Consider the following 13,266-nt stretch of genomic DNA (forward strand, 5'->3'; position numbering starts at 1 on the left):
ACGACCGCGCTGCATGCGATCGATCGACGGACAGAGTGTCGACGAGAAGCTCGATGGCGATCCAATTCTTTCGACGTATGAACTGATAAACGCGACTTATCAAACGGCGGGCAACGCTTCTCGCGGTGCGTGTGGCCGCGCTATGAAAGCGTCGAAACGCGTTTGCATGTCGAGGTGTTTCGCGGCCTTCCACAAGGCCGCAACGAGTGGCGGACGCGACGGCAGATCGCGCGCGATCAGACCGATCTCGCGCGTGAGTTCGGGTTCGAGCGGCGTCACGGCATCGCGTTGCGCGCTGTCCATCACGCTCAGCACGCTATGCGGCAGCACCGTGTGCAAACCGGCGTGCTGCACATTCGACATCAGCGTGAGCAGCGAATCGGCTTCGAGCACGACTTTCGGTTGAACGCCCGCGCGGCGAAACGCAGCGTTGATCACCTGCCGGTTCTGCATTGAGGAATCCAGAAGACCGAATTGCAGATCGCCGAGCGCGTCCCAGCGACGCGCGCCCGAGCACGAGCTCTCGCCCGCGCCGGACGGCGAAACCAGCACGTAGCGTTCGCGATACAGCGAATGCACTTCGAAACCGGCCTGGGTGTGATCGTCGAGATAGGTGAAGCCGATGTCGAGTTCGTAGTCGTCGAGCTGGCGCAAGATGGCGTCCGAACTCAGCGAGCGCACCGCGAAACTCAGCTTGGGATGCGCCGCGCGGCACGTTGAGATGAGCATGCTCACGACCGGCATCGTCGTGGGAATCACGCCGATTCTGACCGTGCCGGTCAGCAGGTTCGACGCGGACACGTCCTGCCGCATGTGATCGAGCGCGGCGATGGTTTGGCGCGCCCAGCCGAGCACGCGTTCGCCCTCCTCGGTGAGGCCGAGAAAGCGGCGCCCGCGGCGTACGATCACGAGCCCGAGTTCGTTTTCGAGGCTGCGTATCGCCGACGACAGCGCCGGCTGCGTGACGTTGCATAGCTCGGCGGCGCGCGCGAAGTGCTGCTCGCGGGCCAGCGTCACCAGGTAGTTGAGTTGCCGGATGAACATCGCCTGTCTCCCGATCCGGTGGGCGCCGCGCATCTTTTTTCATGACGCGTCCGCGACGTTCCGCCCGTTATGTCCGCTGATATATTACGCTAACTTTGTACGTCATCGCAGCGTGTTCCTCTGCCGGCGTCGTAGAGAGGGGAAATATCGACAGAATCGGGCATGTAAAAAAGAAAGGGCAAGACGTTTCGTCTTGCCCTTTCTACATCGAGTGACACCGGCCCGGCGGCCGGCGCGGTCATGGATCGCCTGGGTCAGCTTAGATCTTCAGACGCGAGACCTTGGTGCCCGCGAGCGAGACGTCGGCCATCAAACCGGCGTTGGTCATCACGAACACTTCGACCGGATGGGTCGCCGTGTTGGTGTCGACCGCACCGTTCGCGCCGATCGTCACGAGCGCGACCGAGGCGTCGGCGCCTGCGGCCCAGCCGTCGGTTGCGCGGAATTTCTCGAGCGACTCCTGCGTCATGAACGCAAAGATGATGGCCTTCGACTGCGCACCCGCCTGCAGGCCGAACGAGCCCGACACCGTGCTGTAGTAGCCCGAGGTCGAGCCGCCCACGCGCAGCGCGCCTTCGCCGTACTGCGCGCCGACGATGAAGCCGGCCTGCAGCACCGACGGGAACACCAGCACGCCGCGCGACTTGGCGATCAGTTCGCGCGAGCCCGGTACCGTCGAGTACAGCTTGGTCATGGCGTTGTCGACGCTCGCGTCGATCGACTGGCGCTTCGACATATCAGTCGCCGCGTTCGAGTTGTTCGTACCCGTAGTCGTACAGCCCGCGAGCGCGAAACCGCCGGTGGCGAGCGCCGCGGCCGCCGAAAGCATGAAGTTGCGTCGTTGCATGTCGTTATCTCCACACGAATAAGAATTTGCGCAGTGGTACAGCAATCCGCGTGCCCGACGTCTGACGGGCGCCACGCCTGTCCTGTCCGCAGGCGCAAGCAGGGCGACGCTCGCGCGCCGCACCCCGCTCGGCAACGATTCTGCCCGATTTACCGTGACCGGGCGTTGAAGGCCGACACGCGCGCCCTCGCCGCCCGCCCGCTCAGCCGCTCAAGGCGTCGCGGGCTGCCACGACGGATCGGGATCGAAAGCCTTCAGCGACGCCGCCACGCGCGCCCCATTCGGCCCAAGATTCTTCTGATACAGCTTGCCGTCCTGATCGACGATAAAGCTCATTACCCCGGTCTTGCCGTACTGCGCGGGCCACGCCACCAGCGCAAAGCCGCCCGTCAGTTCGCCGTTCTCCACGTAATTGCGCGCGCCGCCGCTCGCATGCGCGCCCTGCGCCGTGAGGATGCGGAAGTGATAGCCGTGATAGCCCTCCTGCGGCGTGATCTTCGCGTTGTGCGGCATGGTTTCGGCGAGCGGGCCGAGCGGGCTTTCGGTATCGCCGGGACCGGCCGGCCAGTAAAGGCCGTCGTGCGTGCCGGGCGTGCTTACGAAGCGCTGCGCGTAGTGCTGCGTGAGACCTTTGTAGTCGTTCTGGGCGTCGACGTAGGCGAGCGCCGTGAGCATCGCCGAGCGCTCGTTGCGGCCGATGCGGCGCGTGAGCACTTCACTCGCGCCTTCGCGCGGATCGAAGCGCCAGCCGCCCGCGCCCTGCACGATCGGGATCGGCAAGGTCCAGCCGCTGTCGCCCACGGCCAGATGCGCGCTGGCCTTGCCCGCAACCGGCGGCGAGTCGGGCACGATCTCGTGGCCCTTGGACCAGGCGCCGAGGAAGTCGTCGATGTCCTCGCGGCCAATGTTCTGCGTGGGAATGAACTGCTGGAAGTCGCTGCCGAGCACGTGCTTCATCGCGTCGTGGTCGTTGGTGGCGAGCGCGTTCGTGAACGCCTCGGCCGCAGCGTCGGGTGTGGGATAGACGGCCTGCGCGAATGCAGCGGGTGCGGCGCCCAGCGCGAACGCGAGCGCGGCGGCAGCCGACACCCCGGCGCGTCTCCACCCGCAGGAGCGGGGCTGCGCGCGGCGCGGCGCGCCTTGCGGCAAACGGCGTGCTTGATTGCGGATCATCGCGAGTCTCCTGTCGGGGTTCAACGGTTGCGGCCAAAGTGGCGTTGGCCGCCACCGCCTGCGCCGACCCGGCCGCCACCACCGCCGCCGCCGCCGAACGAGGGACGCGCGCTGCCGCCCGCCTGAGCGCCTCCGAAGCCCCCGCCGCCGCGGTTCTGCAGCGCCTGGCGGCTCTGCTGGCCGCGCTGCGAGTCGGCCCGCGCCGCACCGCCGTCGCCCGCGCCGCGCAACGCGTTGTCGCGATTCGCGTTTTGCGCGCGATTGCCGATCTCGTTCTGACGATTCGCGTTCTGCGCCCGATTGGCGGCGTTGTTCTGCGTGCCGCCCTGGCCACCGATGCGTCCGCCTTGCGCACCCTCGCCGCGATTGCTGCGATTGTCGCGATTGTCGCGATTGTCGCGATTGTTCAGCGCGTTGGCCCCGCCGTTCGGCCCGTTCCCGCCCGGCCGGTTCGCGCCGTTCGCGCCAGGCCGGTTGCCGCCCTGCTGAATGTCGTGCAAACGCTCGCTCGCATTGCCGCCCATGTTCTGCCCGGTGCGGTTCTGCAAGGTCTGCATGGCCTGCGAACGCGACTGGTCGTAGCCGCGGAAATTATTGCGCTGGCCATTCATATTCGCGTTGTTGAAATTCTGGTTGCGGCGCTCGACGTTGGTGTTGCGATTCCAGTTCGCCGTGCTGGTGTTGGCGTTGATGCGGTTATTGACGTTAATGTTGTTGTAGCGATTGACGTTGATATTCACGTCGTGGGTGCCCCAGCCGAAGCCGCCCCACAACGAATTCGCCACCGCCACGCCCGCGCCGAACGCGAGCCCGCTCACGAAACCGGTGGCGAGCGCGTAACCCGGAGGCGGCGGCATGTAGACGGGCGGATACGCCGGATACGGCCACGCGCCGTACACCACCGTGGGGTTATAGGTCGGCACGTAGACCACCTGAGGATTCGCCGGCTCGATGATGATCGTCTGCGTGCTGCTGCTCGGCGCCTGCTGCACGACCACCTTCTGCTGCTCGTTCGATTTGAGGTTGCCCGCCTTCTGCGCCTGCGTGCGCAGACGCTGCACCGAATCCATCACATCATTGGGCTGCGCGAGAAACGCATTGCCGATCTGCGCGACCCAGTCGGGCTTCGACTCCATCGTCGCCAGCACCTGCGGAAACGCGACCAGCGACTGCACGCTCGGGTCCCACGGCTGCGAGGCCACGGCTTTCACGGCGTCGTCGCCCTGCAGTTTCGGGTTGGCCTTCGACCACGCGGCCGCCGCCTGCACGTCCTGCGCAAACGTGGCGGCCATCAGCACCTGCGCGAGCAGCGCGTCCGGATAAAGCGCGATGGGCGCCGTGAGCGAATCGAGTTGCTGGTTCGACAGGTGCGCGGCATTTTGCGCGAGCGCGGAACGCGGCCCGGACGGGCCAATGAAGAGCGGTGCGGCCGCGAGCGCGGCGCACAGGAGCCAGGCAGCACGCTGGCGTACACCGGACGAGTTCACGTAACGGTCCTCCTGATTGCTGATGGGCGCGATGGTGTGTGTTCTGATGCGCTCTGCAAAGTGCGACGCGTGCGAAGTGCGTCAAGAACATGAAGCACGCGACGTACTGTTATATAGCGCACTTGTGCATATCCCTGCGCGCAAAACGTACCCGCCAAAATACGAGCCGCGCAGCCGCGGTGTCAACCGCGCAGCCGCGAAAGCGCAGCGTTTCAGGAGACGCATCAATGAAGCGCGCAAATGCGCGGAACGCAACAATGCGCAGGACATCGAAGCGCGCCTCGCCGGATCAGTGCTCCGCGTTGGCCGTGCGGCGCTCGGTCGGCGCGAGATGCATGCGCACGAAGCCGATGTGCTCGCGCAGCACGTAGAACGCATCCGCATACGCAAGCGGCATGCGCAGCGTATTGAGCGAACGTTCGATCTCGTCGAGTTCGTCGATCAGCGCATGGCGTTCCTCTTCGTTGGTGTGCTTGAGCGCGTCGCGCTCGATGGCGATCAGCGCGCCGTAATAGCGATAGATGCGCGAACGCACGCGCCAGCGGTACAGCGCCGGAATCGCACGCAGCGCCGGAAACACCAGCACCGCGAGCGGCAACAGCAGCACGAGCAGCCGATCGGTCACGCTCGCGAGCCAGAACGGCAGGTTGCGATAGAGAAAACTCTTGCCCGACTTGTAGTAACGCGTGGCGTCTTCGCTGATGCGGAAATCGTGCGCCACCGGGCTCGGAAATTCGCCGGAGCGCTGCAGCAGCCCCGGCACGCCGTTCACTTCGCTCGCGGCCTCGATCAGCAGATCGGAGATGGCCGGATGCAGCGTGTCGCGCGCGACGATCTCCACGGTCGGCCCGATCAGATGCACGGTCTGCGGCGGCACGCGGCGGCGCAGATCGAGCACGCCGGTCGGCAGGTCGATGGCCTCCAGATACGGAAAAAGCCGCGTATATGCCGACGATTCCTCGAAGCTCATCACCGAAATGCCGGGAATGTTCAGCAGGCGCAGCATCAGCGTGCGCGTGGTGGAATCGCCGCTCAGCATGGCGGCGTCGACGCGGTTCGAGACCAGCGCCGTGGCCGCCTCCATGCCGTCGAGCGGCAGGAAGGTGGCGTCGCCGCCCGGGTCCATGCCGTTCGCATCGAGCAGCTTGAGCGACAGTTCGCGCGTGCCGCTCCCCACGCGGCCGATGGCGATGCGCTTGCCGTCGAGATCGGAAAGCTGCGTGAGTCCGGAGCCGCGATAGAACACCACGATCGGCAGATATGCCACGCTGCCGAGCGACATCAGCGAGCGCGTGTCCTGGCCGTCGGCCACGCCGCCCTGCACGAACGCGAGATCGACTTTCGATTTGGGATCGAGCAGACGCTGGAGATTCTGCACCGAGCCGTCCGATTCGAGGATCTTCAGCTTCACGCCGTTGCGCGCGAGGACCGTGCGATACGCCTCGGCCATCTGCATGAACGAGCTGTCGCGCGGACCGGCGCTGAGGGTGATGGCGCGCGGCGGCGCCGGATCGACGAGCCACACGACCAGGCCGATCACGACGATGCAGAACAGCGCGACCGGCAGCGTGGAGAGCGCGATGTCGCGCCACGCCGGATGCGACGGGTCACGCATGAAATGCGGCAAAGGTGGACGGTGGCGTCTCATGAGAACCCGGCGGCGATGCGTCGATCTCTGGAAGCCCCATCATGCCATTTTCGCGCCGGATCGGGACGCAGGGGGATACTCGGGGATGCCCGTGCTGGCGAGTGGTTGCGAGGCTGCCCGCGCGCTGAAAGCTACGTAAGCGCGCGCCTACGCACAACGCATCACGCCGCCGCTTTGGTGAGCGCGAACAGTTCGGCGCGCAGCGCCTTCGCGCGGTCGCGCTTCATATGCTTTTCGAATTCCGCCTGGGCGTCCTGCCAGAGCGCGTGCGCCTTGTCGTAGCGGCGCAAGCCGCTCGCGGAGAGCCGGTAGACGAGCGTGCGCGTATCGTGCTCGGCGGCGGCCGTGAGCACGAGGCCGTCGCGCTGCAGCGGCTTGAGCGCGCGCACGAGCGTGGTGCGGTCCATCACGAGGTCGTCGGAAAGTTCGGCGGCGGTGGCGTCGGGGCGGCCCGCGAGGCGCGAGAGAATAGTGAACTGCGCGGCCGTCACGCCCGCCTGCGCGAGATGGCGCTCATAGAGCTGCGTGACGAAGCGCGCCGCCTGCCGCAGTGCAAAACAGTTGCATTCCTCGCGCGTCACTCGCTTCGTCATTGCCGGTCACCTTCTCGTGCTTCGTTCGCCATCACGTGAATCTCGTGAATTTCGTGGATCTGGAGCGCGCGCGCCGTTTCGTCGATCACGTCGATCACGTCGATCACGCCGATGCGCGCGCCCGGCCATCATACTTTCTCGAGCGCGAGCGCGATACCCTGGCCGCCGCCGATGCACAGCGTCACGACGCCCCGGCGCACGCCGTCGCGCTGCATCGACCAGGCCAGACGCGTGGTCAGAATCGCACCCGTCGCGCCGATCGGATGACCGTGCGCAATCGCCCCGCCTTCCACGTTGACGATGTCGTCGGGAATGCCCAGTTGCTTGATGACCGCGAGCGGCACCGCCGCGAAGGCCTCGTTGATCTCGAAGCGCTCGACGTCGCCGAGCGACCAGCCCGCACGCCGCAGCGCGAGCTGCACGGCGGGCACCGGGCCGAGGCCGAACAGACCCGGCTCGACCGCCGCCACGCCCCACGCCACGAGCCGCACCATCGGCGCGAGACCGTGCGCCTCGGCGAAACCGCGCTCGGCCACCAGCATCGCCGACGCCGCGCTGTTCAGTCCCGGCGCGTTGCCCGCCGTGATCGTGCCGTCGGGGCGGAACGCGGGCTTGAGCTTCGCAAGCACCTCGAAGGTGGTGTCGGGGCGCGGCGCTTCGTCGGTGTCGAAGCGCTCCACGCCTTTCTTGCCCTTCAGCTCCACGGCGACGATCTCTTCCCTGAAACGCCCCGCCGCCTGCGCCGCCGCGAAACGCTGCTGCGAACGCGCGGCCCAGCGGTCCTGCTCGTCGCGCGTGAGTTGCGCCTGCGTCACGAGGTCTTCGGTGTGCCAGCCCGAATGCTCGCCCGAAAACGCATCGACAAGACCGTCGCGCAGCATGCTGTCGTGGATCTGCGCGTTGCCCATGCGATAGCCCCAACGTCCGCCGTCGAGCAGATAGGGCGCGCGGTCCATGTTCTCCATGCCGCCCGCGAGCGCGACATCGGCGAGACCGAGCAGCACTTCCTGCGCGGCGCTCGCCACCGCCTGCGCGCCCGAGCCGCACACGCGGTTCACGGTGAGCGCGGGCACCTGCACGGGCACGCCGCCGCCCAGTTCCGCCTGGCGCGCGGGATTCATCTTGTTGCCCGCCTGGATCACGTTGCCGAGCACGACCGAGCCCAGCAGCGCGGGATCGAGCTTCGCGCGCGCGAGCGTTTCGCGCACCGCGATCGCGCCCAGTTCGGTGGCGGGCACGCCCTTGAGCGCGCCGTTGTACGCGCCGATCGCCGTGCGCACGGGATGGCACAGCACGATCTCGCGCGCGGCGTTCGCGCCGGTATTGAGGGGGGAATTCGGGGTGGAATTCGACAGGCTCATCGTGTTCTCTCCAGAGTCATTCGATGGAACAGCATGGACACTCACAATCGCTGCATGCACCGTTTCATTCTATGTATGCATATGCACACATCCAAGGCGTTTCCTCGAATCGATACTCCTGATTCGTGGCACGTTTTATGTCGGCGGCGCATGCGGCGCACGTGGCCTGTCGCCGGGTTCGACGCCCTCGCCTCGCGGCGAAAGGCGCGTGAACCCGCTTACGCGACGGCCGGAAAATCGAGCGTCGTATCGTTGATGCGGTTCACGAGGTTCGTGAACGTGATCGACGCAATCGCCAGCGCAATCTCCACGATCTGGCGCTCGGTATAGCCCGCGGCGCGAATCGCCTGCACCTCGGCTTCCGCGACCGTGCCGCGCGTTTGCACGAGCAGGCGCACGAAGTGGACGAGCGCGTCGCGCTTCGCGTCGCCGCTGGCGTCGCCCGCGCGGATCTGCTTCATCGTTTCCGGTGCGAGGCCCGCGAACTTGCCCGCCAGCGTGTGCGCGGCGAGACAGTAATCGCAGCCCGCCACTTCGCTCACGGCGAGTTTCACGGCTTCGATATCGGGCTTCGACAACGCGCCGCCCGCGAGCACGGCTTCCACGCCGAGTATCGAGGCAAGCGCTTCCGGGCTGTGCGTGCCGATGGTCGCGTAGGCGTTCGGCACCTTGCCGACGGCCTTGCGGATCTTCGCGAAAACGTCGGCGGCGACGCCGGTGGCTTCTTCGGGCTTGATGGAGGAAAGACGGGACATGATCGACTCCTGGTTCGTTGAATTCGCTGCATTCGTGGATCAAGCGCGCCGCGCGGAAGTGCGCCGGCATCGCGTTTCTGCTGCACCGCCATCGTCGATGGCATGACGCCAGTCTAGACGCGCACGCCGACGCTTTTAATGCCAGAATGGCGCGAATTCATGCTCGATCGTCTCACCGCCCCTCCACTTACGCCGCCGATCATGGACATCCTCAGCCGCCTCCTTTCGCTCATGCCCGTCGCGGGCCGACTCGACGTGCGCTGCCACTTCGGCGCGCCGTGGCGTATCGACGAGCCCGGCGCGGGCCCGCGCGAGATCCGCTATCACGTGCTGATCGCGGGCTCGGCCATCGTCGAGGACGCGCACGGCACGCCCACCGCGCTGCATGCGGGCGACATCGTGCTGTTCCCGGCGGGCGGCGCGCACGTGCTGCACGACGGCAGCGGCGAAGCGCCCTCGGCGGTCGAAAAACGTGTGGAAAACGGCCTCGAAGTGGCGACCAACCAGACCGACGCGCACCGCACCGACGTGCTCTGCGGCCGCTTCCTGCTGCCCGCCGTGCCGCAACGGCTGCTGCGCGAGAACCTGCCGGGCCGCCTCGTCGTGCACAGCGCGCCCGCGGGCGGCCATGCGCCCGAGCGGCTCGTGCGCCTGATCGCGCTGCTGCGCGACGAGGCGCTCGAAGCGGGGCCGGGCAGCGATTCGCTCGTCAACCATCTCTCGGGCGCGCTGTTCGCGCTCACGCTGCGCTACGCGAGCGGCACCGACGCGCCGCCGCGCGGCCTGCTCGCGCTGGCCCGGCAACCGCGTCTGCAACCGGCGATCGACGCCATGTTCGAGACGCCGGGCCGCCCGTGGACGCTGCCCGATCTCGCCGCGCTCTGCCACATGTCGCGCGCGACCTTCGCGCGTCATTTCGATGAAGCGATCGGACGCTCGGCCGCCGACGTGCTCACCGACATCCGCATGACGCTCGCGGGCCGTCTGCTCGCGCAGGGCAATCAGCCGGTGGCGGAGATCGGCGAATTCGTCGGCTATCAATCCGATGCCGCGTTCCAGCGCGGTTTCAAGCGCCACGTGGGCATGACGCCCGCGCAATGGCGCGCCGCCGCACGCGCCGAAGCCTGAACGGGCGCACGCCGACTTAGCCAACGACTCATCCAGCGACTCAGCCGCCGCGCGCCGCGCCCGGCGACGACGCGACCACCTCGCCGCTTTCGCTCCAGCCGCCGCCGAGCGAGCGGTACAACGCGACCGCCGCGAGCGCGCGCTCGCGCTGCGCGTCGTTGAGCAGATCGGCATCGGCGAGCCAGGTTTGCTGCGCGCTCAGCACATCGAGAAAATCCGTCGCGCCGCCTTTGTAAAGCTGATTCGCGAGCTTGAGCGATTGCGCCGAAGCCGTCACGGCGTCGTGCAACTGCTGCGTCTGCGCGGCCGTGCTCACGAGGTCGGTGCGGCTGTCCTCCACTTCGCGCAACGCCTGCAACATCGTCTGCTGCAAATTCAGCTGCGATTCGCGCATGCGGCTTTCGCTCTGCGCGATATCGGCGCTGATGCGGCCCGCGTTGAAGATCGGGCTCGTCGCGCTCAGCGCCGCGCTGAAGAGGTTGTCGGTGAGCGTCGGCAGCCCGAGATACGAAGCCGCGAGCACGCCATCCGCGAGATTGAGCGAGAACTTCGGATACCGCTCCGCGCGCGCCACGCCCACTTCCGCCGCGCGCTGCTCGACCGTCGCGTAAGCGGCCTGCACGTCGGGGCGACGCAGCAGCGCTTCGGAAGGCAGCAGTTGCGGCACGCTCGCGGGCGCGGCCGGAATCGGCGCGGGCGTCGCGAGCGCGAGTTGCGCGACCGATTCCGGCGTGCGGCCCGTGTACACCGCAAGCAGATTCAGTTGATGATCGATGCTCGCCTGCGCGCGCGGAATCCGCGCCTGCAGTTCGCTCAACTGCGTTTGCGCACGCGTGACGTCGAGTTGCGTGGACAGCCCGTATTTCAGGCGATCTTGCGTGAGCTGCAAGGTGCGCTGACGTATCCCGACGTTGTCCTGAAGAATCTTCAGTTCCGCCTGCGCCCAGCGCAGATCGACATACGCGGACGCCGTATCCGCCGCCAGCGCGAGACGCACGGCGTCGAGCGCGTGTTGCTGACCGACGAGATTCGCCTGCGCCGCCAGCAGATCGAGCCGCTCGCCGCCGAACACATCGGGCGACCAGCTCAGCGCGAGGCCCGCGCCCGCCTGCTTCACATAACCAAGCGGCGGCGGCGTGTTCTGCCGCGCATACGCACCCTGCGCCGTGAAGTCGAGTTGCGGCAGCAGCGCCGCGTGCTTCTGCGTCGTGATCGATTGCGCCTGCTTCACGCGCTCGGCGGCGGCCTGCAAGTCGAGATTGCCGCCCAGCACCGTGGCGAGCAGCGCGTCGAGCGTCGGGTCGTCGAATTGCGCCCACCAGGCGCGGGCGTCGATGGCGTCCTGCGGGGCGTCGATGCGCCACGCGGCGGGCGCGGTGTCGTGCACCGTCGCGGGAAAATCGGCGTGTTGCGCGGGCTGCACGGCGCAGGCCGCGAGCGCGGCGAGCGCGAGTGCCGAAAGCGTCGACCGCGCAAGACGGATCGGCTTCAGAGGAGAAAGCGTCGAACGTGACATGGTGAACCTCGGAGATTCAATGCAAGCTTCTATGCGAACTTCGGTGCAAGCTTCAGTGCGAACTTGATTGCGGACTCAATGCGCGTCCGGCGGCGGCGCGGCGGTCGTGATCGGCCGCGAAAACGCCACGCAGACAATCGCCACCACGAAGCACAGCGACAGCACGAAGAACGTATCGGAGAACGTCATGACGAGCGCTTCGCGCAGCACCAGCGCGTGCAGTTGCGCGAGTCCCGTTTGCGCGGCGTCGAGCGTGTTGCCCGCCATCGTCGACCAGTACGCGGTGCGTCCGGCGAGCAGGAGTTCGACTTGCGGCACGCCGTGCGTCACGCTCTCGTTCAGGCGCAGATAGTGAAAATTCAGGCGATCGTTGAGCATCGTCGCGCTCACTGCAATGCCGATCGCGCCGCCCAGATTGCGCATCAGATTGAACAACCCGCTCGCCGATTTCAGCCGCGAAGGCGGCAGCGAGCCGAGCGACATCGTCACGATGGGCGGCACCGCGAATTGCTGGCCGATGCCGCGCAGCGCCTGCGGCAGCAGGAATTGCTGCCAGCCCCAATCGTGCGTGAGCGGCACGTAGAGATAACAGCCGAGCCCGAAGCACACGAGCCCGAACAGCAGCAGCGCACGCATGCTGAAATAGCGCGTGGCGAACGCGTAGAAGCCGAGCGCGATCAACTGGAACGCGCCCACCGAAAGCAGCGACAAACCGATCTGCAACGAGCTGAATCCGCGCACTTCCGCGAGAAACAGCGGCGTGAGAAACACGGCCACGAAGATGCCGATGCCGGTCACGAACGACAGCACGCTGCCGATGCCGAAGTTGCGCACCGAGAGCGCGCGCAGATCGACGATCGGCTCTTTCGCGGTGAGCGCATGCACGATGAACAGAAAGCCGCCGATGGCCGCGATCCACGCGCAGAACACGATCGCGTCGTCGCCGAACCAGTTCTTGCGCGGCCCTTCTTCGAGCACGTATTCGAGGCAGCCGAGAAACGCGCTCATCAGCACGATGCCGAGATAATCGCCGCGCTTGATCAGCGAGAGATCGGGTTCGTCGATATGCACGTACTTCGGCACCAGCGCGGCCACGGCGATGCCGGGCACGAGGTTCAGATAGAACAGCCAGTGCCACGACCACTGGTCGGTGATCCAGCCGCCAATCACGGGGCCGAGCGTGGGCGCGAGCGAGGCCAGCGCGCCGATGGTCGTCGAGGCCACGATGCGCTGTTTGCCGGGAAACAGCACGAATGCCGTGGTGAACACGGTGGGAATCATCGCGGCGCCGAGCGCGCCTTGCAGCGCGCGGAAGATGATCATCGAGTTGATGTCCCACGCGAGGCCGCACAGCATGCTCGTGATCGTGAACCCCACCGCCGAGCCGACGAACAGCCAGCGCGTCGAGAACACTTTCGAGAGCCAGCCCGACATCGGAATCACCATGATTTCGGCGATCAGATACGCGGTCTGCACCCACGAGAGTTCGTCCTGGCTCGCGGACAGTCCGCCGCCGATATCGCGCAGCGACGAAGCGACGATCTGGATATCGAGCGTGGCCATGAAGAAGCCGATGCACATCAGCGCGAACGCGAAAGCGCGCTGCGCCATCGGCTGTTCGTGCGGCTGAAGCGGGCGCGGCGCGGCTGCGTTCAGAGTCTCGCTTGCGGCCGCTGTGGGGCGCACTTCGAGTTCGGTGGTCGGGGCGTTCATG

At 66.8% G+C, this 13,266-nt stretch carries 11 protein-coding genes; 1 reads left to right on the forward strand and 10 read right to left on the reverse strand.

Features of this window, described 5'->3' with window-relative positions; all coding sequences use genetic code 11:
• Nucleotides 1-99 precede the first annotated feature (99 nt).
• The 8 genes from SB764_RS06215 to SB764_RS06250 form a co-directional block, all read right to left on the reverse strand.
• Nucleotides 100-1,044, reverse strand: coding sequence for a LysR family transcriptional regulator (locus SB764_RS06215; protein WP_065064324.1), 945 nt, complete (start codon nucleotides 1,042-1,044; stop codon nucleotides 100-102).
• 259 nt (nucleotides 1,045-1,303) lie between these two features.
• Complete coding sequence (locus tag SB764_RS06220) at nucleotides 1,304-1,891, reverse strand: YSC84-related protein (RefSeq protein WP_065064326.1); 588 nt, start codon at nucleotides 1,889-1,891, stop codon at nucleotides 1,304-1,306.
• 210 nt (nucleotides 1,892-2,101) lie between these two features.
• Complete coding sequence (locus SB764_RS06225; RefSeq protein WP_176079736.1) at nucleotides 2,102-3,064, reverse strand: DUF2950 domain-containing protein; 963 nt, start codon at nucleotides 3,062-3,064, stop codon at nucleotides 2,102-2,104.
• Nucleotides 3,065-3,084: 20 nt separating this feature from the next.
• A complete protein-coding gene (locus SB764_RS06230) occupies nucleotides 3,085-4,551 on the reverse strand; it encodes a DUF3300 domain-containing protein (RefSeq protein WP_410862968.1) in 1,467 nt (488 codons plus the stop codon).
• A 289-nt stretch (nucleotides 4,552-4,840) separates the two neighbouring features.
• A complete protein-coding gene (locus SB764_RS06235; RefSeq protein WP_065064332.1) occupies nucleotides 4,841-6,199 on the reverse strand; it encodes a TAXI family TRAP transporter solute-binding subunit in 1,359 nt (452 codons plus the stop codon).
• 161 nt (nucleotides 6,200-6,360) lie between these two features.
• Entirely contained in the window at nucleotides 6,361-6,792 is a 432-nt protein-coding gene (locus tag SB764_RS06240) for a MarR family winged helix-turn-helix transcriptional regulator (RefSeq protein ID WP_065064334.1), read from the reverse strand.
• 128 nt (nucleotides 6,793-6,920) lie between these two features.
• Nucleotides 6,921-8,153, reverse strand: coding sequence for a thiolase family protein (locus SB764_RS06245; protein WP_110325755.1), 1,233 nt, complete (start codon nucleotides 8,151-8,153; stop codon nucleotides 6,921-6,923).
• A 218-nt stretch (nucleotides 8,154-8,371) separates the two neighbouring features.
• On the reverse strand, nucleotides 8,372-8,908 hold the full coding sequence (locus SB764_RS06250; protein WP_065064337.1) for a carboxymuconolactone decarboxylase family protein: 537 nt from the start codon (nucleotides 8,906-8,908) through the stop codon (nucleotides 8,372-8,374).
• Between the two features lie 159 nt (nucleotides 8,909-9,067).
• Here SB764_RS06250 and SB764_RS06255 point away from each other — a divergent pair, with 159 nt between their 5' ends.
• Nucleotides 9,068-10,036, forward strand: coding sequence for an AraC family transcriptional regulator (locus tag SB764_RS06255; RefSeq protein ID WP_234775079.1), 969 nt, complete (start codon nucleotides 9,068-9,070; stop codon nucleotides 10,034-10,036).
• A 40-nt stretch (nucleotides 10,037-10,076) separates the two neighbouring features.
• Here SB764_RS06255 and SB764_RS06260 read toward each other — a convergent pair whose 3' ends face one another.
• Both SB764_RS06260 and SB764_RS06265 read right to left on the reverse strand, forming a co-directional pair.
• Entirely contained in the window at nucleotides 10,077-11,552 is a 1,476-nt protein-coding gene (locus SB764_RS06260) for an efflux transporter outer membrane subunit (RefSeq protein WP_321900809.1), read from the reverse strand.
• 75 nt (nucleotides 11,553-11,627) lie between these two features.
• Complete coding sequence (locus SB764_RS06265; protein WP_074981366.1) at nucleotides 11,628-13,163, reverse strand: DHA2 family efflux MFS transporter permease subunit; 1,536 nt, start codon at nucleotides 13,161-13,163, stop codon at nucleotides 11,628-11,630.
• Nucleotides 13,164-13,266: the final 103 nt, after the last annotated feature.

Origin of the sequence: Paraburkholderia sp. SIMBA_027 (assembly GCF_046535315.1) — a bacterium.
Lineage (GTDB): Bacteria > Pseudomonadota > Gammaproteobacteria > Burkholderiales > Burkholderiaceae > Paraburkholderia > Paraburkholderia tropica.